The sequence below is a fragment of the Mycobacterium sp. NGS58 genome (genome assembly GCF_059812385.1).
Genome location: NZ_JCALCO010000005.1, coordinates 80,141 through 102,076, shown reverse-complemented (window position 1 = coordinate 102,076; position 21,936 = coordinate 80,141). Strand labels below are relative to the sequence as shown.

At 64.1% G+C, this 21,936-nt stretch carries 19 protein-coding genes; 15 read left to right on the top strand and 4 right to left on the bottom strand.

What is annotated here, in order from left to right; translation table 11 throughout:
• Nucleotides 1–48: 48 nt before the first annotated feature.
• On the bottom strand, nucleotides 49–855 hold the full coding sequence (locus AC5Y4H_RS06995; protein WP_499979748.1) for an acyl-CoA thioesterase: 807 nt from the start codon (nucleotides 853–855) through the stop codon (nucleotides 49–51).
• Between the two features lie 194 nt (nucleotides 856–1,049).
• Here AC5Y4H_RS06995 and AC5Y4H_RS06990 point away from each other — a divergent pair, with 194 nt between their 5' ends.
• From AC5Y4H_RS06990 to AC5Y4H_RS06980, 3 genes are all read left to right on the top strand, one after another.
• Nucleotides 1,050–1,436 carry a DUF1801 domain-containing protein gene (locus AC5Y4H_RS06990; RefSeq protein ID WP_499979747.1) on the top strand — a complete coding sequence of 129 codons (387 nt, stop codon included), beginning with the start codon at nucleotides 1,050–1,052 and terminating at the stop codon, nucleotides 1,434–1,436.
• A gap of 80 nt (nucleotides 1,437–1,516) precedes the next feature.
• Nucleotides 1,517–2,746: an acyl-CoA dehydrogenase family protein gene (locus tag AC5Y4H_RS06985; RefSeq protein ID WP_499979745.1), complete on the top strand. Its 1,230-nt coding sequence runs from the start codon at nucleotides 1,517–1,519 to the stop codon at nucleotides 2,744–2,746.
• Nucleotides 2,747–2,760: 14 nt separating this feature from the next.
• On the top strand, nucleotides 2,761–3,627 hold the full coding sequence (locus AC5Y4H_RS06980) for a hypothetical protein (protein WP_499979744.1): 867 nt from the start codon (nucleotides 2,761–2,763) through the stop codon (nucleotides 3,625–3,627).
• A gap of 48 nt (nucleotides 3,628–3,675) precedes the next feature.
• On the opposite strand, the gene mgtA is transcribed toward AC5Y4H_RS06980, so the two are convergent.
• A complete protein-coding gene (gene mgtA / locus AC5Y4H_RS06975; RefSeq protein WP_499979742.1) occupies nucleotides 3,676–6,300 on the bottom strand; it encodes a magnesium-translocating P-type ATPase in 2,625 nt (874 codons plus the stop codon).
• 416 nt (nucleotides 6,301–6,716) lie between these two features.
• On the opposite strand from mgtA, the gene AC5Y4H_RS06970 reads away from it, so the two are divergent.
• The 8 genes from AC5Y4H_RS06970 (at nucleotide 6,717) to AC5Y4H_RS06935 (ending at nucleotide 15,241) form a co-directional block, all read left to right on the top strand.
• The gene (locus tag AC5Y4H_RS06970; protein ID WP_499979740.1) at nucleotides 6,717–9,056 is read left to right on the top strand and encodes a heavy metal translocating P-type ATPase; all 2,340 of its coding nucleotides are present in this window, start codon (nucleotides 6,717–6,719) and stop codon (nucleotides 9,054–9,056) included.
• 212 nt (nucleotides 9,057–9,268) lie between these two features.
• A complete protein-coding gene (locus tag AC5Y4H_RS06965; protein WP_499979739.1) occupies nucleotides 9,269–9,520 on the top strand; it encodes an Rv2628 protein family in 252 nt (83 codons plus the stop codon).
• A gap of 132 nt (nucleotides 9,521–9,652) precedes the next feature.
• Nucleotides 9,653–10,648 (top strand): Acg family FMN-binding oxidoreductase, encoded by a 996-nt coding sequence (locus AC5Y4H_RS06960; RefSeq protein ID WP_499979738.1) that lies wholly within the window; start codon nucleotides 9,653–9,655, stop codon nucleotides 10,646–10,648.
• A 97-nt stretch (nucleotides 10,649–10,745) separates the two neighbouring features.
• Complete coding sequence (locus AC5Y4H_RS06955; RefSeq protein ID WP_499979736.1) at nucleotides 10,746–11,870, top strand: 4Fe-4S dicluster domain-containing protein; 1,125 nt, start codon at nucleotides 10,746–10,748, stop codon at nucleotides 11,868–11,870.
• Nucleotides 11,863–12,717, top strand: coding sequence for an FAD/NAD(P)-binding protein (locus AC5Y4H_RS06950; RefSeq protein WP_499979735.1), 855 nt, complete (start codon nucleotides 11,863–11,865; stop codon nucleotides 12,715–12,717). Before AC5Y4H_RS06955 ends, AC5Y4H_RS06950 begins: the two co-directional genes overlap by 8 nt.
• Entirely contained in the window at nucleotides 12,718–13,476 is a 759-nt protein-coding gene (locus AC5Y4H_RS06945) for an NADH-quinone oxidoreductase subunit B family protein (RefSeq protein ID WP_499979734.1), read from the top strand.
• Nucleotides 13,473–14,768, top strand: a complete 1,296-nt coding sequence (locus tag AC5Y4H_RS06940; protein WP_499979733.1) for a Ni/Fe hydrogenase subunit alpha — start codon at nucleotides 13,473–13,475, stop codon at nucleotides 14,766–14,768. Before AC5Y4H_RS06945 ends, AC5Y4H_RS06940 begins: the two co-directional genes overlap by 4 nt.
• Nucleotides 14,765–15,241: a hydrogenase maturation protease gene (locus AC5Y4H_RS06935; protein WP_499979732.1), complete on the top strand. Its 477-nt coding sequence runs from the start codon at nucleotides 14,765–14,767 to the stop codon at nucleotides 15,239–15,241. The genes AC5Y4H_RS06940 and AC5Y4H_RS06935 overlap by 4 nt, the downstream gene beginning before the upstream one ends.
• An 84-nt stretch (nucleotides 15,242–15,325) precedes the next feature.
• Here the strand turns inward: AC5Y4H_RS06935 and AC5Y4H_RS06930 are convergent, their stop codons facing one another.
• A complete protein-coding gene (locus tag AC5Y4H_RS06930) occupies nucleotides 15,326–16,825 on the bottom strand; it encodes a trypsin-like peptidase domain-containing protein (RefSeq protein ID WP_499979960.1) in 1,500 nt (499 codons plus the stop codon).
• 493 nt (nucleotides 16,826–17,318) lie between these two features.
• On the opposite strand from AC5Y4H_RS06930, the gene AC5Y4H_RS06925 reads away from it, so the two are divergent.
• From AC5Y4H_RS06925 to AC5Y4H_RS06915, 3 genes are all read left to right on the top strand, one after another.
• Nucleotides 17,319–17,702, top strand: a complete 384-nt coding sequence (locus AC5Y4H_RS06925) for a SpoIIAA family protein (RefSeq protein WP_499979730.1) — start codon at nucleotides 17,319–17,321, stop codon at nucleotides 17,700–17,702.
• Nucleotides 17,703–17,833: 131 nt separating this feature from the next.
• On the top strand, nucleotides 17,834–18,106 hold the full coding sequence (locus tag AC5Y4H_RS06920; RefSeq protein ID WP_499979728.1) for a DUF1918 domain-containing protein: 273 nt from the start codon (nucleotides 17,834–17,836) through the stop codon (nucleotides 18,104–18,106).
• A 32-nt stretch (nucleotides 18,107–18,138) separates the two neighbouring features.
• Nucleotides 18,139–18,423 carry a dsRBD fold-containing protein gene (locus AC5Y4H_RS06915; protein WP_499979727.1) on the top strand — a complete coding sequence of 95 codons (285 nt, stop codon included), beginning with the start codon at nucleotides 18,139–18,141 and terminating at the stop codon, nucleotides 18,421–18,423.
• A gap of 67 nt (nucleotides 18,424–18,490) precedes the next feature.
• Here the strand turns inward: AC5Y4H_RS06915 and AC5Y4H_RS06910 are convergent, their stop codons facing one another.
• Nucleotides 18,491–20,350 (bottom strand): AMP-dependent synthetase/ligase, encoded by a 1,860-nt coding sequence (locus AC5Y4H_RS06910; protein WP_499979725.1) that lies wholly within the window; start codon nucleotides 20,348–20,350, stop codon nucleotides 18,491–18,493.
• Nucleotides 20,351–20,699: 349 nt separating this feature from the next.
• Between AC5Y4H_RS06910 and AC5Y4H_RS06905 the strand changes: the two genes are divergently transcribed.
• On the top strand, nucleotides 20,700–21,881 hold the full coding sequence (locus AC5Y4H_RS06905) for a site-2 protease family protein (protein ID WP_499979956.1): 1,182 nt from the start codon (nucleotides 20,700–20,702) through the stop codon (nucleotides 21,879–21,881).
• The last annotated feature ends 55 nt before the right edge of the window (nucleotides 21,882–21,936 follow it).

Genomic DNA, 21,936 nt, shown 5'->3' with positions numbered 1-21,936 from the left:
TTCCGTAAGCGTCCTCGCGTGACGTTTCACTGGCGAAGTGTAAACCCCTCACCCCTTGAAGTAGACGATCTGATGGGTCGTTGCCAGTAGCCCGCCGTCGGCGGTCCACACTTTCGCGCTCTGGTCGAAGTACCCGCCGGAGAAGCGGTTGGCGTGCGCGGTGGCCAGCACGAAGTCGCTCGCAACGGCGTCGAGATCAGCCTGGTCGGCGTGAAAATAGGTGGTCAACGAGATGGTTCCGGACGGGACGAAGCCGCCGCGGCGCAGGAACACTCGCGGATAGAAGATGTCGCACAGCGCCGCGAGCGCCGGATAGTCGACCGGGCGTCCCGCGCCGTCACGGACCCACAGCGTCGATGTCGACGACGGGCTCGGATCCCCGCCCTTACCGGGCATCGCACCTTCGACATAGCGCATGTCGTAGAGGCTGGTCCATCGAACCAGGCCCGGATCGACGGCGGGCACCCGCTCGGGGCCCGGAGCCCTCGGCGGATGGCTTTCCGTGTCCGCCCAGCTCTCACGCCGGACCGCGAAGATCGCGGTCGCCGTCGTCTTGACCACATCGTCCTGGCTGAGCTCGACGATCCAGTGCTGATTGGTGCGGTTGGTGCGTGCCGCCCGCAGCGTGACATCGAAGTCGCCGTCGGCGATTGGGGCGGCATAGTTGACGGTCAGGGCCAGCGGGTCCCCGATGCGGTCGGGATGTGCTTCGATGGCCCGCAGCATGACGGCGGCGGTGATCCCCCCGAACGGTCCGACCATGTTGGCCCATTCGGGGTGGGTGCGGCCACGGCTGACGCCCGCGCCGAGCCTGACGAGATCGAGGGCTTCGTCGAAGGGATGTCGGTTGGTCATGTGGGTTCCTTCTTCGCCAGAGCACGCGGCGCGGTGCTGCCGGGCCGCGCATTCGTCACAGGCCCACGAGTCGACCGCAGACTACTTGCGGGCGGCCTCGCTGCCGAACACGGGGTCTTGGCGTGTGGGCCGCCCGACCACCATTCGTTGATGTACGGTCCTGCGAGCGACAGCCTCACCGAAAGCGAGCCCCGATGGCGAACAAGGACGACGCCGCAGCCAAGTCACCCGCCGAACTGATCGATGCCAGGATCAAAGAATTGGCGGATTGGCGCGGTGACACGCTCGCTCGCATCAGGACACTGATCAAGAAGGCCGACCCCGAGGTGGTCGAAGAGTGGAAGTGGCGGGGCGTTCCAACCTGGTATCACGACGGGATGATCTGCACCGGCGAGACGTACAAGAACGTCGTCAAGATGACCTTCGCCAAGGGCGCGTCGCTGCATGATCCCGCGCGTCTGTTCAACTCCAGCCTGGACGGAAACACCAGACGCGCGATCGATTTCCACGAGGGCGACGAGATCGACGAGAAGGCGCTGACGGCACTCATTCGCGCTGCGGTGAAGTTGAACGGCTCTTAGGGCGCCGACCTGTACACCCGCCAAGGCGGTGCTGTACAGTCGCCCAGCACAGGGTCGACGCTCGAATGAGAGGCCATCCGGTGACGTCCGAGTCGGTCGAAGAATTTCGGAGCCGGGCCAGGGCCTGGCTGGCCGCGACCATGCCGCGACTCGATGCGGCCAGGGCGGCGCTGCTGGAGCGCGATGAGCTGCCATCGTGGCACCGGGCTCGAGAACTGCAGAAACTGCTGTGGGACGGCGGGTTCGCCGGGATCTGTTTTCCGCGCGAGTACGGCGGGCTCGGGCTGAGCTACGAATACAAGAAGGCGTTCGACATCGAGTCCCAGGCGTATGAGGCTCCGTTGCTGCTCAACGTCCCATCGTTCGCCATCTGCTGCGCAACGATTCTCGACATGGGCAGCGAAGAGCAGAAGCGCACGCACATCGCGGCCGCGCTGCGCGGCGACGAGGTGCTGGTGCAGTTGCTGTCCGAGCCCAACGGGGGATCGGACCTGGCGGGTGTCATCACCCGCGCCGAGCGCCGGGACGGACGGTGGATCATCAACGGCGCCAAGACCTGGAGCACGTGGGCGTTCGCCGCCGATTACGGCCTGTGCCTGGCGCGGACCAACTGGGACGTCCCGAAACACGATGGGCTGACGATGTTTTTGGTGCCGCTAGACCATCCCGGTGTCACCATCAACCGGATCCGGCAAGTCAACGGCTCGATCGAATTCTGCGAGGAGTTCTTCGATGACGTCGATGTCGGCGACGACGCCGTCGTCGGAGAACCGGGCAGGGGATGGGACGTCGCGTCGCGGCAGCTGTACCACGAGCGCCGCACGATGGGGGACGGCTCGGAATACACCAGCGGGCCGGGAATCGCTGAGGCCCATGATGTTTCAGTCGATCTGATGTCGCTGATCGAAAAGACGAACCAGGCTGGCAATCAACGATTCCAGGAAATGGTCGGCCGGGCGCTGGTGCACCGGGCGGCGCAGGGCGTACTCAGTGAGCACGTCTTTCACGCCGTGGCCAGTGGATCCCTGCCGCCCGCCGCGGGATCGATCATCCGCCTGTATATGGCCGAGGTACACGACGTCGAGACGGATACCGCGCTGGCCGTGGCGGGCCCGGCGGCGGTGGTTGACGACGAGGGCGGGCTGGTCGACATCGGGACGCGCTATCTGGGCCGTCAGACCGCCAGCATCGGCGGCGGTACCACCGAGATGGCGCGCAATGTGATCGGCGAGCGGGTGCTGAACTTCCCACGCGAGCGCGCCGACGACCGGGGCGTGCCGTTCAACCAGGTGCGGCACGGCAAAAGATAAGGAGGCGAACGGAATTGAGCGGCCACCTTCGCGACATCCGAGAGTTGATGGGTGATTCCGACGCCTATCGCGACGAACTGTACCGGCGTTGGACCGGCCTACTGAGCTACCGCTACATCGGCCGCAAGCACTCGTCGATGAATCTGGGGGAGACCGACGACACCGTCACCATCCGCCGTGACATGCGCAACGAAGCGGGCGGAATCATGGTGGCGCCGTTGGCCATCTCCTCGCCGGAAGGCTGTCAAACCGACATGGTCGCCGTGCCCAATCCCGTTATCGCGTCGGTCCAGATCATCGATCCCGGTTACGACGTCGACAGGATCGAGATCGTGGGGTCGGGGATCGTGCACCAGGGGCGCACCATGGGCTACGGGCGCTGCACCATCGTCGACGCCGACAACCCGAGCCGGGTCATCGCCTTCAACGAGGGTCAGGGCGCGATCATCGGTATACCGCCGGAAGGCCTTGATCGCATGGATGTTTCGGGCACCGAGCTGGTGGTCGAGGACTCTCCCGATCTGCCCCCGCTGTGGCAGGCGTTCGGCGCCAGCAGGCGGGGCGACGGTCACTGGATACTGCCCGAGTTGAGCACCGAACTCGCGTCGCCGGATGCCGCGTTGCACATCGGGCCTCAACACGTCGTCCTCGAGACCGCGGCGATCGACCTCGCCGCCGAGGTCGCCGGGAGCCGACACCTGCAGGTCGTCAGTTGGCATGTCATGTTCATGTCGCGCGGCAAGGTGGGGCCATTCCGGGTCGAGGGGTCCGCGCATCCAGGCGGACCCGGCCGCGTCGGCGTGCGCATGCTGCTGCACGACGAGGGCAATGCCGACAAGGCGGTCACCTCCGCTGCGGCGGTATTCGACATCGTTGGCTGAGAGCGGTTCGGCGGCCGAATGCTAGGCCGGACATACTCCTTCGGTGATCTAGGAGTTGATGGCGCCGGCGTGCGAGAAGCGGGCCGCTCGGCGGTGGATGCGATGCGCGTAATCGCGGGTGCGGTGCGGGTGGCCGAAAAGTCCCATCGATTCGGAGTAGAACGCCTTTTTCGCCAGCTCTACCAGGGCGAGGTAGCTGATCACGAACGCGCCGAGGGCACCGAAGAATTGCCACGGCAGCGGGGTGAAGCCCAGGGTGTGCGCCAGCGGGGACACCGTGAGTAGCGCTCCGATCGACACCACGGACAGGGTGGCGACGGTCAGCCACCCGCTGGGCCGGCTGCGGAAGAACGGTACCTTGCGGGTGCGGATCGCGAAGATGATCAGAGTCTGTGTGGCAAGGGATTCCACGAACCAGCCGGTGCGGAATTCGATGGGTCCCGCGCGCAGCACACCGAGCATCAGACCGAAGGTCATGAAATCGAACAGTGAACTGATCGGACCGAAGACGAGCATGAACCGGCGGATGAAGGCGACATTCCAGTGTGAGGGCGCATGCAGTTGTTCGTCGTCGACGCGATCGGTCGGAATGGCCAGCTGGGAGCTGTCGTAGAGCAGGTTGTTGAGCAGGATCTGGCTGGGCAGCATCGGCAGAAACGGCAGCAGTGCCGAGGCGGCGGCGGCGGAGAACATGTTGCCGAAGTTGCTGGACGTGCCCATCAGCACATACTTGATCGTGTTGGCGAAGATTCGCCGGCCCTCGGCCACCCCGGTGGCAAGCACCCCGAGATCTTTTTCGAGCAACACCACGTCGGCTGCGTCTTTGGCGACGTCGGTGGCGGTGTCAACGGAGATGCCGACGTCGGCGGCGTGTAGTGCCAGCGCGTCGTTCACGCCATCGCCCAGGAAGCCGACCGAGCGCCCACTACGTCGCGCGGCGGTGATCAGGTGGGCCTTCTGCTCGGGAGAGATGCGCGCGAATATGGTGTGGTTCATCGCGGCTTCGGTGAACTCGTCGTCGTCCAGGTCGCCGAGCTGAGTGCCGGTGATGGTGCCCTTGGATTGCAATCCGAGTTCGTGGCAGACCTTTTCGGCCACCTGGGCGTTGTCGCCGGTGGCGATCTTGAGTTCGATGCCCAGGGCGGCCAATTCGTTCAGGGATGGTCGAGCGGCGACCTTGGGTTCGTCGGCGAACACCAAAAACCCGGCCAGCATCAGGTCGGTTTCGTCATCGGCACTGATGGCGGTGAGGTCGGGGGCGGGTTTGACCGCGACCGCCACCACCCGGCGGCCGGCGGTGAACAGCTCTGCCAGGATGTCGGCGGCGGCTGATTCGGTCATCGAGCAGCGGGCCAATATCTGTTCCGGGGCTCCCTTCACCACCAGGATGCGGTTGGCGTCATCGTCGATGAGGGCCGACGTCGAGCGCCGGACGTGGTCGAAGGGCAGTAACGCCACTCGCTTGGCCGTGCCTACGGTCTCCCGGGCGTTGGTTGACTCCCACAGCGCGGTATCGAGGGGGTTGGCGCCTGCCCCGCCGGCGACGAAGTCGATGTCGCAGGCCAGCAGGCCCAGGCGTAGAACCGAATCACTATGTGTGCCTGAGGGACTGACGGCGCCAACCAGGCTGATGCGGCCGTCGGTCAGGGTGCCGGTCTTGTCTGTAATGAGGATGTCGATGTCGCCCAGGTCTTCGATGCACACCAGTCGTTTCACCAGCACCTTGGCCTTGGCCAGCTGTCGCGACCCGGTGGCCAGGCTGGCGCTGACCACCGCCGGCAACAGTTGCGGTGTGATGCCGACCGCGATCGCCAGTGAGAACAGCACCGAGTCGATCAGCGGCTTGCGCAACAGCAGGTTGCTGGCCAGGATCAGCACGGTCAACGCGACAGCGACCTGCAACAACAGATAGGAGAAGCGGCGCAGCCCGATCTGGAAGTCGGTTTCGGGTTGACGTTCACCCAAACCAGCTGCGATGCAGCCGAATTCGGCGTCGCGGCCGGTGGCGTACACGACGCCGATACCCTCGCCGGCGCTGACGATGGTGCCCATGAATGCCAAATCGGTGCAGTCGGCCAGACCGGTGTCGGCAGCCACCGGTTCCGGTGACTTCTCCGAACCCATCGGCTCGCCGGTCAGGATGCTCTCGTTGCACTCCAGTCCGGTTGTCTCGAGTAGCCGCACGTCGGCGGGGACGGTCTCGCCCAGCGACAACCGGATGACGTCCCCGGGAACCAGTGCGGTGACGTCCACGGTGACGAATTGGCCGTCGCGGCGCACTAAGGCGGTGTGACGCATCCGCGAATGCAGGGCCGCGGCGGTACGTTCGGCGCGGTACTCGTTGACGAACCCCAATCCGATGCTGGCGACCAGGATGATGCCGATGATGACGGCCTGCATCGAATCGCCGAGAAAGTACGACACGATGGCGGTTCCGGCCAGCAGGATCAGCACAGCGTTGCGCAGTTGGCGGCCCAGCACCGCGAGTGCTTTCACGTGGTGGGTACGCACCGCGTTCGGGCCGACCCGCGCCAGCCGCGCGGCGGCCTCGGGGCTCGAAAGGCCGTCCGCTGAGCTGTTCAGAAGGTCGAGGAGCTCGGCGGGAGAAGCGCTGACGGCATGCCGGGCGGTCCGCGACCGTCGATCGGCTTCCTCGGCAACGTTCGGTTTCATAACCACTGGACGACGCGCGGCAGGGCCCACCCCGTGACAGCGGGCGCTGCCGGCGTTGTCGTTCGCGCCGCAGTGACTTCACCGGCTCGCCGGCCCCGACCAGACATTCGACGGTCTCCTTCCCACGACGACATTGGCAGGGTGACAAGGCCGCGCCGTAGGGCACAAAGGCCTCAGCGGGACCGGGGTGGTGCTGTTCTCGCGGTCTTCACCGGACGGCCACCCATGCGAAAGCCGACCAGCTGAGCACCACGTCGAGACCGATGCGGCTGGGGCCGAAAGGCCCGGGGAGTAAGGGCAATACGGCACTTGCTCCGGAAATGCAGGATTGATCGACTCGATTGGGGAACCGATGGCCGCGCTAGTCAGCTTCGGTTCTCGATGGACAGCGAATCGCGACGCGGGAGGAAGTCTCCATGGTTCCCGGTGCGCTCGGCCGTCGAATCCCGCGGCTGCGGCGCTGGGCCGAACCGGCATTGGTGGCAGGCACGGTAGCTGCATTGACAGCCGGGGGGATCGCATGGCTGGGCGGTTGGCACCAGGTGGCCGACGACTGCTGGATCGCGGGCACGATACTTGCGATCGGGCCGGCCGCAGTGTGGATGATGTCGGCACTGCGCCACCGAAGCGGAGGTGTCGACTTCATCGCGCTGTTGTCGCTGATCGGTTGTCTGCTGGTCGACGAGTACCTGGCCGGCGCGCTCATAGCGCTGATGTTGACGGGTGGCCGTGCGTTGGATGCAGCGGCCGAGCGCCGTGCCTCGCACGACCTGCGTGCTCTACTTCAGCGCGCGCCACGCTTTGCGCGGCGACGTATCGGAACGCAGGTGAGTGTGGTTCCGCTGGATGATGTGACCGTCGGCGACATGGTGGTGATCGGTCCCGGTGAGGTGGTGCCGGTAGATGGGCGGGTGGCCGACGTCACGGCGGTGTTGGATGAGTCCGCGCTCACCGGGGAACCGCTCCAGATCGAGCGCGGTGTGGGCGAACCTGTCCGTAGCGGTGTGATCAACGCCGGCGGCGCGTTTGAACTGCGTGCAACCAAAACCGCCGCCGACAGCACGTACGCGGGAATCGTCGAAATGGCTCAGCGGGCCGGCGCAGAGAATGCACCGATCGTGCGGTTGGCCGACCGGTACGCGACCTGGTTTCTGCCTCTGGCGCTGCTGCTCGCCGCAATCGCGTGGGTGGCCAGCGGGTCAGCAGTGCGCGCCGTGGCGGTGCTGGTGGTCGCGACGCCGTGCCCGTTGTTGTTGGCCGCACCCGTCGCAATCGTCTCGGGTCTGTCCCGAGCATCCCGGGCCGGTGTCATCGTCCGCGGCGGCGGCGTACTGGAAAACCTCGGTCACGCAACCACTCTGGTGATGGATAAGACCGGAACGATGACGATGGGACGCCCGATGGTGGTCGACGCGATGGCCGCTCCGGGCGAGGAACCGAGTTCAATCCTGCGGTTGGCGGCTTCGGCGGACCAGCTTTCGCCACACGTACTGGCTGAGGCCATCGTCACCGAAGGGCTGCGCCGCGGCCTGGAGCTTTCGCTTCCAACCGACGTCGTCGAACATCCGGGTCGTGGTGTCGAGGCGACGGTTGATGGAAGGCGTGTCACAGTGGGCAAGCTGCCGGCCGACGCGGTGAGCAGTCCGTGGACACGAACCGTGCTCAATCGCGCCCGCCTTGACAGCGCGGCCATCGCTTGGGTCTGCACCGAAAATCGGCCCGTCGGCGCGGTCCTTTTGCGAGACCCCCTGCGCCGGCAGGCGCCCCGCACCGTGCGGCGGTTACGCGAGGCGGGGCTGAATCGGCTGGTCATGCTCACCGGCGACCGGGCCGAGCCGACTCGCGAGATCGCCGCGATCTTGGGGCTCGACGAGGTACGCGCTGAGCAGACCCCGGCAGACAAGTTCAGCGCGGTGCGCGACGAAAGCTCGCGCGCGGTGACGGTGATGGTGGGCGACGGCATCAATGACGCTCCGGCATTGGCCGCAGCGACGGTCGGCGTGGCAATGGGTGCGCGCGGAGCCACGGCATCCTCAGAGGCCGCCGACGTTGTGCTGACCACCGATCGCATTGACCGGCTCGCTGACGCCATGGACATAGCCCGCTGGTCTCGGCGGATCGCAGTGCAGAGCGCCGTTTTCGGTATGACCCTCTCGCTGATCGCCATGGTGATCGCCACGCTCGGCTGGTTGCCGCCGGCTCCGGGTGCGTTACTGCAAGAAGGCATTGACCTCGCGGTGATCCTCAACGCGTTGCGGGCTTTGCGGGGCAACCCTCACACCGAGACGCCATTGGCCGCAGACACCGAACGTTTGCTGCACCGATTCGCCGCCGACCACGAACGGCTACGCGACACGATAGGACTGCTGCGCGACAGTGCGGACCGGCTGGCGGTCGGCCCAGATGCGGCGGCCTTGAGATCGCTGACCGCCGCGCACACTTTGCTGGTGGAGCGGATTCTGCCCCACGAACAAGCCGAGGAAAGCGAGCTCTATCCGGCGCTGGCCCAGCCTCTGGGCAGCGAAGCCACGGCCACGATGAGCCGGGCCCACGCTGAGATTCAGAGCCTTTCCGACCGCATCGGCACGCATCTGGCCGTTGCTCAGTCGACCGGAGCGATACAGCCCGACCAAGTCGATGACCTACTCGCGTGCCTCTACGGTCTATACACGCTGTTGCGACTTCACTTTGTCCAGGAGGAAGAAAACTACTTCGTTCTCATGGAGGATGATCTCGCCCTCGCTCAACAACGCTGAGCCGCAAGCCAAATAGGCTGGATTTGAGCGATACGCAGCGGCCACGCTTGGGTCGTCGGGTCTCCGGGAGGCAAGGACTAAGGACCTTCCCAGTTGGGACTTCGGACGGACGTGAGAAGCGACCGAAGCACTGCAGCTGGGTTTCGTTCGGCTCTACGCGGCTCGCAAGCGGTGCGGTCGGATAAATCCCAGGGCCGATAGAGGAGGCTGCGATGAGGTTCCCGAAGCATTCGAGCCGAGTCGAGATGACTTACTACGTTACCGACCGCTTGCACGACGGCCGCACTGTCGCGGTGCCTGGACGTGAGATCGCCCGCATCGTGTCGATGTGGTTGGCCGAGTTGGGCGCTCACAGCCCCCTGGTCGAGGACTTGGCACGCGCGGCGTGCGTCGGCGATTGGACGACCGCCTGTGCCGTCGGTAATCAGCTGTCCGTGGGCGTCAGCGCTGCGCCCGCTGCGTAACGGTGCATCCGAAATCCTGGTGATTCCCGGATTATGGCCCAAAGTCCCTCACGGCTCGGGACGTCATCCCCTCGTGCAATCAAGGTAACCAAAGAACCATTGACATATCGACGCCATGGAAGGGGTCCAGTTATGACCAGGCACTTTCCCGATGAGGGGACCATCCGGACGGTCTTGGCTCTGGCGTCTCGCGCTCCGTCCGTGCACAACACCCAGCCGTGGCGTTGGCTGGTGGGTGAGGAGAGCGTGCATCTCTACTCTGACCTCGATCGGCAGTTGCCCAACACCGATCCGGACGGCCGTGACCTGATCCTGAGTTGCGGTGCGGCCCTCAACCATTGCGCCGTTGCGTTCGCGGCGGTGGGTTGGCAGCCCAAGGTCACCCGCTTACCTAACCCGGATGACCCCAGTCACCTTGCCGCAATTGAGTTGTCGCGTTCTTCTCCGAATTCTGTTGACATAGCGCTTGCCGCCGCTATACCTCGGCGACGAACCGACCGGCGCCACTACAACTCCTGGGCAGTACCGGTAGGTGACATCGCAGTGATGTCCGCGCGGGCCGCCCGCAACGGCGTGATGCTGTGCCAAGTCGAAGACACCGACAAGCTACATACACTTGTGAAGCGATCGGTTTGGGACCACATGAACCACGATTATCTCGTCGAGCTCACCGCATGGAGTGGACGCTACGCATCGGAAGCTGGTGTGCCGGCCAGGAATACGCCGGAATCCGATTCCAGCGCAAGGATTCCGAGTCGGCTGTTTGCCGGTCCTGCATTGTCGATGCCATCGGGATCGTCGGCCGCCGAGGACAATGCGGTAGTGCTGGCGCTCGGGACCCGCAATGATGACAGGCTGTCCCAGCTGCGTGCTGGGGAGGCCACCAGCATCGTGCTATTGACCGCGACATCCATGGGCTTAGCCAGCTGCCCGGTAACCGAGCCGCTGGAAGTCGCGGAAACACGCGAGGCGGTGCGCACCGAGATCTTCGGTGACAGCGGCTATCCGCAGATGCTGCTGCGGATCGGGTGGGCGCCGATCAACGCCGAGCCCTTGCCGTCCACCCCGCGACGCGAGTTCTCCGATTTCGTCGAATGGACGACCGACCGGGAACGCAGCCTCCGCTGAGTCGTGTTTCCTCCAAAGGGGATGCCGGACGAAACGGCGATGACATCGGGGCCAAACGCCCCTATGCAGGGCAGGGGCTCGGGCGGATGATAGGGCGATGAGCGGACATGGTGATAACCCCGGTCCCGCGATGTTGACCGCCGCTGGGCTGCACGGCCTCGTCCAGGTGCTGATGGAGCGTGGATACCGCGTGGTCGGTCCCACCTTGCGGGACAACGCAATCGTGCTGGCCGAGCTCGACTCGGCAGACGATCTGCCGCGAGGCTGGGGTGTCGACGTGGCCCCGGGCCATTACCGGGTCCGCCGACGCGACGACGATGCGGCGTTCGGGCACTCGGCGGGTCCGCAGTCGTGGAAGCAATTCCTCCATCCACCACGGCAGCGGTTGTGGGCCGGCAATCGGGACGGGTCCCAGGAACCGCAAGCCGAAGAACAAGTGCCCCGATACGCACTGTTGGGAGTGCGGGGATGCGACCTGGCGGCTATTGCCACGCTCAACCGCGTACTGGGCACTTCTGAACATGCCGATCAGTCGTTTGTCAGCCGTCGACGCCAGGCATTCGTGGTCGCCGTCAACTGCACGGAGCCTGGTGGCCTGTGCTTTTGCGCATCGATGGGCACGGGCCCCGCAGCCGGGCCGGGCTACGACCTGGCCCTCACCGAGCGCCTCGGGGGTGACGAGCCGTCCTACCTTGTCGACGTGGGTACCCAGGAGGGCGCCGACGTGCTCGCCATGATCCCCGTCCGCGCCGCTGCGGGAGACGAAATCGATTCTGCGCGTGCCGATGTCGATTCGGCGAAAGACCGAATGGGCCGCAGTATGCCGCAGGCCGATTTGCGGGATCTGCTCGTCCGCTCCCGCGAGTCGCCGCAGTGGGATGAGGTGGCCAGCCGTTGCCTGACGTGCGGAAACTGCACGATGGTATGCCCGACCTGCTTTTGTACCAGCACAGAAGACGTCAGCGATCTCACCGGGGAGCACGCCGAACGCTGGCGACACTGGGCGTCGTGCTTCGAATTCGATTTCACCTACATTCACGGCGGAGGCAGCGTCCGTCAGTCGGGCGCATCGCGCTATAGACATTGGCTGACGCACAAATTGGGCACCTGGCACGACCAGTTCGGCATGTCGGGCTGCGTCGGCTGCGGGCGCTGTATCGCGTGGTGCCCCACCGGCATCGACATCACTGCCGAGATGAACAAGATGGCCGGTGATGACTGACGAGGCGGTACTCCCTGCGCAGGTGTCAGCCATGGCGCCGGTTCCGTACCGGGTGCGCACCCGCGTGGTGGAGAGTACGGACTCAGTCACGCTGACGCTCGCGCCGGTCGGCGAAGCGCTGCGAACGCCGCTACCTGGAGAGTTCATGATGCTCTACGCGTTCGGCGTGGGCGAAGCGGCGATTTCTGTCAGTGGCGATCCCACCGTCGCTGACGGCTCGATCACGCACACCATCCGCGCGGTCGGGGCCGTCAGCCAAGCTCTCCACGACGCCGGCCCCGGAACCGTTGTCGGCGTGCGCGGTCCATTTGGCACCAGGTGGGGTTTGGACGAGGCGGCCGGCAGGGATTTGGTAATGGTCGCAGGCGGCGTAGGTTTGTGCCCTTTGCGCCCGGCGGTGCTCGGCGCGCTGGCGCAGCGGGCGCGATACGGCAGGATCACGCTCGTCGTCGGCGCGCGGTCCCGGGCCGACTTCGTATTCGCCGCCCAGTTGGAAGAATGGGCCGAAGAACCGCAGATCGAAATGCATTTGATCGTCGACGCCGCGACACCCGGCTGGACCGGTGAGGTCGGGTTGGTCACGGCACCGCTGAGCCGGCTGCAACTGAATGCCGAACGCACCACCGCATTCCTGTGCGGGCCGGAGCCGATGTTGCGCTTCGGGGCCACGGCCCTGCTCGCAAAGGGGCTGGCGGCGCAGCATATTCGGGTTTCACTAGAACGCAACATGCAATGCGGAGTTGGGTGGTGCGGTCATTGCCAGTTGGGGCCACTACTGCTGTGCCGTGACGGTCCTGTGGTCGGCTACGACATTGCCGGGCCCCTGTTAACGGTGAAGGAGCTCTGAATGAGCCGACGGACGCTGGCCGTGTGGAAGTTCGCTTCCTGCGACGGTTGTCAGCTGACCTTGTTGGACTGCGAGGACGAGTTGCTCACCCTGGCCGACCAGGTGCAGATCGCCACCTTCGCAGAAGCTTCGAGTGCAACGGTCGGCGGGCCCTACGACGTGTCCTTGGTCGAAGGTTCGATCACCACCCGGCGTGATGTTCAGCGGATCAACGAGATTCGCGACCAGTCGAAGGTACTGGTCACCATCGGCGCGTGCGCAACGGCCGGGGGAGTGCAGGCGCTGCGCAACTTCGCCGACATCGCCGAGTTCACGTCCGTTGTGTACGCGAAACCCGAATACATCGATACTCTGGCCACCTCCACGCCGGCATCGGAACACGTGAAGGTCGACTATCAGCTGCCCGGTTGCCCGATCGATCGGGGGCAGCTGCTCGACACCCTTGCGGCCTTGCTCATCGGGCGCAAACCACGGCTGCCGGCCAAGACGGTCTGCACGGAATGCAAACTGCGCGGAGTGACGTGCGTCTTGGTCGCCGACGGCATCCCATGCCTGGGGCCGGTCACGCACGCCGGCTGTGGAGCTTTGTGTCCGCGGCATCATCGAGGTTGCTACGGCTGCTTCGGGCCTTCGGCGGTACCCAGAACCGCCACACTGATTCCACTGCTACGCCGTGACGGGATGTCCGATGGCGAGGTTGACCGGGTGTTCTCGACGTTCAATGTCGCACCGTTCACGGCGGAGCGGGCAAAGCAATGACGCCGGAAAGGCGCACGCTGGGAGTGGGCACGCTCACCCGGGTGGAAGGCGAAGGCGCGCTGCACATCACCTTCGAGGGGGAGACGCTGCAGAGCGTTCAGCTCAATATCTATGAGCCGCCGAGGTTCTTCGAATCGTTCCTGCGTGGCCGTGGCTACACGGAGCCCCCGGACCTGACGGCTCGAATCTGCGGAATATGCCCCGTCGCCTATCAGGTCAGTGCCTGCAACGCGATCGAGGAAGCTTGTGACATCCGCGTCGATGACGATCTGATCGCGCTGCGCCGGCTGTTGTATTGCGGTGAATGGATCAACAGTCATGCCCTGCACATCTACCTGCTGCACGCACCGGACTTCCTCGGGTACGCCGACATCATCGGTATGGCACGCGAGCACGCCGCGGCAGTCGAGCGAGGACTGGCGTTGAAGAAGGCCGGTAACCAGCTGATGGAGTTCGTTGGTGGCCGGGCGATCCATCCTGTCAACGTGCGCCTGGGCGGATTCTATTCCGTTCCAACAAAGCTGGACTTCAAACCAGTGGCCGAACAATTGCGTGGGGCACTGGAGAACGCACTGGCCACGGTTGAGTGGGTGTCAGGATTCGATTTCCCCGACCTCGAGCTCGACCACGAATTCCTTGCGCTGAGGGCATCCGACCACCGGTATCCCATCGAAAATGGCCTAATCGCACGCACTGCCGGCCCCGTGTTTTCGGCGGCCGATTTCACCAGCCACATCGCCGAAGCGCAGGTGCCGTACTCGACCGCGCTGCATGCGACGCTGGACGGCGGACGCTACTTGACCGGACCGCTCGCACGCTATTCGTTGAACTCGTCGGCGCTATCGCCCATTGCTGCCCAAGCGGCCACCAACGCGGGATTGTCGGCGGAGTGCCGAAATCCATTCCAAAGCATCGTTGTTCGTGCAGTGGAAGTAGTCTGTGCGATCGAAGAGGCGTTGCGGATCATCGACGAATATGAGCGTCCGGCGCGCCCATGCGTCGACGTTGCCTTCCGCCCCGGCGTAGGGCACGGTGTCAGCGAGGCCCCACGTGGCCTGCTTTATCACCGCTACCAGATCGACGAAGCCGGGCTGATAGCGTCGGCGACCATCATTCCGCCTACCTCTCAGAATCAGGCGGCCATCGAGGCGGACCTGGCCCGCGTTGTTACGGACAATCTGTTTCTCGACGATGACTCGCTGACCGCACTGTGCGAAAAGACGATTCGCAGTTACGATCCGTGCATTTCGTGCTCGGCACACTTCTTGCGGTTGACGGTCGATCGAGCATGATGGCCGCGTCCGGTGGAATCGTCATCATCGGTATCGGAAACGGCTACCGGCGTGATGACGGCGTCGGCATTGCGGTTGCGGCCGCACTCGATGCCCGGGCGATCCCGAATGTTGTCGTAAAAACCGGTATAGCGGACCCGATGAGTCTGCTCGAGGCGTGGACGGGTGCCTCGTTGGTGGTGATCATCGACGCTGCGGTCGCGAGCCCGTCGACTCCTGGTCGAATACGACGCTGCGAATTGACTGATGTGGCCATTCAATTCGAAGGTTTGCACTCCCACAGCATTGATGTCGGCCGCACTTATGCACTGGGTCAAGCGCTTGGACGTGTGCCCGGCGAACTCGTCATCTTCACGATCGAGGTGCCGCATACTGACCACGGCATCGGCCTGAGCCCAGCCGTCGCGGGTGCCGTGGCCAAGATGGTCGATACGGTTGTGGCCGAGATCAACCGTGTCCTGCCTGTGCGGTGATATCTTCCTTGACTTTGGGAAGTGGCGGACGCCCGCTGACCACCCCGCCGCGTTTCGGGCATGACATGGCTTCGATCAGGGCGCTCACGATATCAATCCGGTTTTCCCGGCCGATGTTGAACGATTTATTCGTTGGCCGCAGTTCGGACAGAATCGTTCGGCGGGGTGATGCTCAGCACCGCAATGCGCGCAGAAGTGAGGTTCGTTGGCGTCCGATTGGCTCGGTATCAGACGAAGCGCCTGCAGACCGCTGGTGTCGCCGGCAACCTCTGTCACCGATCCCTCATCGGCAGGTGTAATCGCCTGTGCATCGGTCGGTTCGGCGTTGACACCTTGGAGCGAGGATTGACCGCCCGGGGGGATGGGACTTCTCGATGCCGGGGTCAAATGCACAAGGGGGAAATGCAATTTGAGCACTAACAACGTCAGCCCGGCGCTCACGCCGACCACCGATACAACGCTGATGGCCAGGTACCACCACAGCACTGCGCCGCTCAACGGCGATGTATCTCCGTACTGCTGGCGCAGGTTGACAGCGCTGGTCCTGAGATCGTCGAGGCCCGGATACCCGGGCGACATTGCCAATGTCTGGTCGAATTCGCCGATCGCATCGGTATAGCGACCTGAGTAGAAGTTCTTCAGCCCTCTTCGATATGAGCGGTCGGCAGGCCCGAGCGTCGGTTTCACGCCACGCGCAGCCAAGAGTGCGGCAAGCCCATCGGCAGGTGCGATGAAGTTGAATGGTTGGGTTTCGCCGGTGGGGGCGAAGCTGTTCACACCGACCACCTTGCCGTTCAGTCCGATTGTGGGGCCACCGCTCATGCCGTCCGTCATCGCAGCGTCGATCTCATACTCGGGACTTGGCCCCATAATCGACTTCTTGCTGATCTTTCCGCTCTTATAAGTGGGATCCAGCGAAGGGCCGGTTATGTTTTGGGTGCTTTCGGGGAAACCCACTGCGAGGACTGGCGTACCAACAGTGACGTCAGCGTCGGCTCCCAGTTCGGAGGATGGAAGGTTGGGCTTGGCTATTTTGAGAACTGCGACGTCGCCCTCTCCGAGGGGACGGAAATCGACGACGCTGGCGGGCAGCTTAGCGTTGAGCTTGGTTCCGGTGCCGGAAATCACCTTGAAACTCACGTGCGGACCTTGCCCGGGCGTGTCACCTTCCACCATCGCGTTCTTTTGCAGCCAGTCGAGGGTCTCAGCGGGCTCGCGCGACTCCGGGGCATCCGGGTACTGACTGCGGTACTCGTTGGCGGCCCGCTTGAGGAGGAGCAGCTTGGCGCTCGCCGGGTCCACGCAGTGACCTGCCGTCGCCACCCAACCGTCGGGATTAACGACGAAAGCCGTGCAGTTCCAGGTGGCCAGGAAAGGCATGCTGGACCCGCGTCCGAATTGAGACAGGACCTCGCCGTTGGGCAGGCGTACCAGCCCGTAGCCTTCGCCGGCGAGGTACATAACCGATGGCCGAATCAGGTCGGCCGCCCGTTCCTCCGGTTTGGCTTGTTGGCGCCCGCTGTCTGCTGTTGCCATGCCTGGCGGCGCAGCCAGCAGCATGAGCGCGGCCGCGAAGAGCACCACCAACCCTCGAAACCAGGGGGCATTTGATACGTGGTCTGCGGGGCAAGCCGGCATTTCACTCACCGCCTGGACCCGCCGATCTCGCCCTGCGCGCGACGCATCGCCGACGATGACGGATGACGGCTCATCGCGGCGAGGCGCTCAGCTGCGTACCGTTGCGCCGAAATCCAGGTGGGATGCGGTGCAAGGACGATTACTTGCCCTCCTGCCGGAACGGCGATTGAACGTCCTAGGTGGCGTGAGAAAACGTCCACAGCATGGTCCCTTCGGTCCGCGAAGCGTCGCAGTAACACCATTCATTTGAGCGGTTCGCCGAAACGGTTGATAGGGACCGAAGTCCCGACCGTAGAGGACCTCTGTTCGTCTTTACAGCTAACGAACAACATCGTTCGAGCGCGGCTCGGGACGGCGCCACAGGTCGGTTTGGTGACCTACGGCACTTGGCGGTCGTTAGGGGCGCACGCAGAGTAGGGGTGTAGCGAAGGAGGAATCGATGATCGAGGTGTTGCCAGACATGCCGCAAGGAGTGACCGGCATCCGCATATCGGGCCGGCTGCGTGGTGATGAACTGCGTGAAGCCAGACCCGCCATTGAGGAGATGCTGAACGCCGGCGAAGTCAGGATCGTGGAGGTTATCGGCTCCGATTACGAGGGTTTTGGCCCAGGTGGTCTGGTCGAGGACATCAAGCTGGGCTTGGGCACCGTTTTGCCGCACCATTCGGCGTTCAGGCGTATCGCGGTCGTGTCCGACAAGGAGTGGGTCGCGCATACCTTGCATGCGCTGGCGTGGATGGTCCCAGGTGAGCTTGCCGTGTTCGGGCTCGACGAGCTCGAACGAGCCACACAGTGGGCCGCGGGCGCAGGACCCTCTTCCTGATTCGGCCGAAATCTCTGCATCATAAGGACCTTTGGCGTCGGACTTGTGACCTGATACCGCTCGCGTCACCGCGCCCGACATGTACACGATTTGATTGTCGACAGGAAAATCCAGCGGGAAAGGAGATTCTCGTGAAGGCGAAAGTTGGTGACTGGCTGGTGATCAAGGGCACCACGATTGCGCAACACGATCAGCGGGGGCTGATCACCGAAGTTCACGCATCAGATGGTGCACCACCGTATGTGGTGCGATGGCTTGCCAACGACCACGAGGCGACGGTTTTCCCGGGCCCCGATGCCGTCATTGTGACCGCCGCAGAACAGGCGGACGCTGACCGGCGCGCACGGGATCGTTTCGGGGCCGTACAGTCGGCCATCTCCCATAAGAACCGGTTGGCCGACTAGCGCACATCAGCTATTGATAGAAGGAGAATCGGATGAGGGCCGACGATCACGGCACCAGGGCTTATCAGATCGACGTGCTGATCGAAGGACGCGGCGAGGAGAAGACTCGCGCTAAGGCCCGGATAGCCTGGGCGGGAAAGGATCTCGTTGGCATCGGGTTGGCACGTCTCGATCCCGCCGACGAACCGGTGAGCCGGATTGGCGACGAGCTCGCCGTGGCCCGGGCTCTTTCAGATCTCGCGGATCAGTTGTTCGCGATGACATCAGCCGATATTCGAGCCAACACTCACGAGCCGGTCACAGGCCTGCACCGCTGAATGCGGATGCTGGCCAGACGATGCTGGCCACACAAAGTGGTTCTCTTGCATTGATGTGGTTCTCTTGCTATTGATGAGTTTCGTTGGCAGAGCGATACAGCGCCGACAGGCGGTCGGCGAACTCTTCGATGACCGCTTTGCGGCGTAGCTTCATGCTCGGCGTAAGGTCGCCGGCTTCGACAGAGAGTTCGCGCTCGGCGATCGCAAAGCCTTTGATCTGTTCCCAGCGGTTCAGTTCCGAGTTCAGCACGTCGAGGTATCCGGCGATCATCGCGTGCGTCTTCTCGTCGCGGGCGACCTCGGCGAAGGGCCTACCCGCAAGCCCGTGTTTGCCGGCCCACTCGGTGATCGCCTCGGCATCGAGGCCTACCAGTGCCACGCAGTACGGCTTGTCCTCTCCATAGACGAGGAACTCGTTTACATACGGACACAGGCCCTTGAACTTCGCATCGATCGCCGATGGCGCCACGTACTTTCCCTGCGAGGTTTTGAACATGTCCTTCTTGCGGTCGGTGATTCGCAGGAAGCCGTCGGTGTCGATTTCACCAATGTCGCCGGTGCGGAACCAACCGTCCGGGCTGAGCGCCTCGGCGGTGGCATCGGGTAGATCGTGGTACGCGGTCATCAAACCTGGTCCTCTGAGCAAGATTTCGCCGTCGTCGGCGATCTTTGCCTCGGTGGCCGGGAAAGGCCAACCGACCGTTCCGAAACGGTAGGCGCCGGGACGGTTGATGAACGACGCGGCGGCGGTCTCGGTGAGGCCGTAACCCTCGAGCACGACGATGCCGATCGCGTCGAACCACTGCGCGACGTCATGGTCGAGGGCCGCGGCAGCGGAGACGAAGAACCGCAGCCGCCCACCGAACCGCTGCCGGATCGTCGAAAAGACCATTCGGTCCGCCACCTTGTAGGCCAGCGACGATGTCAACGAGGGCTTCTTGCCCGCCTGCCGGGCGGTCGAGACCTTCAAGCCGACTCCGATCGACCAGTCGAACATCTTCCTGCGGAACCGGCCCTGCTCGGCGACCATCTCTTGGACGCGGGCGTGGGCCTTCTCGAATATGCGAGGGGCAGCGCCCATGATGGTCGGATGTAAGGCCGCAAGGTTGTCGACGATCTTGTCCACTCGGCCATCAATGGCGGTGGGGAACCCGATCTGCAGCGGCAGCGCCAGCATGACCTTGCCGAAAGCGTGCGCCAACGGTAGCCACAAAAAGTTCAGGTCGTCCGGGCCGAGGATGCCGAGTGCGTCAATGGCCGCGGCCGTGTACGTCCATGCGCCGTGGGTCAGCCGCACGCCTTTAGGGCGACCGGTCGTGCCGGAGGTGTAAATCAGGCTGGCGAGCCGGCGCGGGCCGATGGCTGCGACACGCTCTGTGATGGCATTCGGTGTATCGGCGAGCAGTTGCTTTCCGAGTTGCTCGAGCTCACCGAGACTGATCATCCAGTCACCGTCACCGTTGCCGTCGATCACCACTACCTTGCCCACATCCGGCGATTCGGCTCGGTGTGCGAGCAGTTTGTCGAGCTGGCTCTGATCCTCGGCGATGACCACCCGGCTCCCGGAATTGGCGATGATGTAGGCGGTGTCGCCGGCGTTGGTCGTCGGGTACACCGTTGTGGTTGCCGCACCGGCACACATCACGGCGAAATCGCTGAGCACCCACTCATAGCGCGTCGAGGATGCGAGCGCGACCCGGTCCTCGGGTTCGATTCCCAGCGAAATCAGACCGCCGGCGATGTTGCTGACACGTTCGCTGACCTGCTGCCAAGTCACGCTCTCCCAGGAGTGGTCCTGCGGGTATCGAAAAGCCTCGGCGTGCGGCGTGGCAGCGACCCGGTTGAGGAACATGTGCGCCACCGACGGTGCGCGACTTTCGATCTTGGCGAAGTCGGGCCTCTCGGCGGGGAGGTTGAATGCTTTCATGGTGCTAATCCATTGGTGCCGAATCGAATTACGCTCCTAAGAGCGTACGTTGCTGCCCTGATCGTGCCGCTGCTTGCGGCCCGAGGGTAGAGGCAAAGGTCACGCGAACTTCGGCGAACGTCCCCGTGTGTGACCTGTCATGGCGTGGACTGCCGAAGACGACTTGGAGTCACTACATCGGCCTTTGGCGCACGGCCACGACCTCAAGTGACGAAGGCCCCAGGCCTTTGTGCCTTTGCGCCCTTACCAGAGCGTGGACAACACGTGAAGCATCAGAAGATGCCGTCAGCCTCGCCAATTGGTTTTGGAGTGAAACCAGCTATTGGAGAATGTCGTCGGAGGTAATGAGATGGGTGACGCGATCCCGCTTGGGCGAATTGCCGGGTTCGAAGTCAAGGTCCACTGGAGCGTCATGGTGATTCTGTGGTTATTCACCTGGAGCTTGGCTACCACGTTGCCCGGTGCCGTCAAGGGGTATTCGCGACCGATGTATTGGGTCGCCGGCGCGTGTGGTGCGCTGGTCCTGCTGGCGTCGCTGTTGGCGCACGAACTGGCGCACGCTGTTGTCGCGCGCCGTATGGGAGTTCGTGTCGGCGAAGTGACGCTCTGGCTGTTCGGCGGGGTGACGACGATGCAGGGAGAGGCGAAAACACCGATAGCCGCGTTTCGGATCGCCCTCGCGGGCCCGGCGACCAGTCTTATTCTGTCGGCAGCGTTTGCCGCGCTGGCCGCAGTGCTACCGGTCGTGCACGCCGGAGCCATTGCGGTCAGCGTTGTTTGGTGGCTCGCTGTGATCAACCTCGTGCTGGGATTGTTCAATCTGCTACCAGGCGCGCCATTGGATGGCGGTCGTTTGGTGCGTGCGTATCTGTGGCACCGGTACGGCGATAGCGTGCGTGCCTCGGTCGGCGCGGCGCATGCCGGGCGCATCGTCGCGATCATCCTGATCGTGTTGGGGTTGGCGGAGTTCTTGGTGGGCGGCCTCGTCAGCGGTGTCTGGCTCGCATTCATCGGCTGGTTCATCTTTGCGGCCGCGCGCGAGGAGGAACTCCAAGCGACGACCCGGCAGGCTCTGGCGGGGGTGCGTGTCGCCGACGCGATGACGGCGAATCCGCGTTCGGCTCCTGGCTGGGTCACGGTGGAGGAATTCATTGAGCGCTATCTGCTCGGCGCCCCGCACTCGGCGTACCCGGTCGCCGACCCCGACGGTTCGATCGGAGGGTTGGTCACCCTGAAACAGTTGCGGGAGGTCGCACCCGGCCGCCGCGCCACGACGCTGGTACGCGAGATCGCGTTGCCGTTGGAACGCGTGCCGACCGCGGAGCCCGTCGAACCGCTCAGTGCGGTCATCGAAAGGTTGGCAGCGGCCGGTCACTGTAACCGTGCCCTGGTTGTCGACGGTGGCAGCGTGGTGGGCATCATCACGCCAAGCGATCTCGCACGGCTTATTGACGTATACCGGCTTGCACATCCGGGCCCGAGTCATAATGAACATCCTCGGGGAATCGAAAACCATTCCGACGCATCATGATCGCCTACCAGAACGTGCTGTGCGGCATCTGGGGGAAGAACCGGGCGTGCAGGCG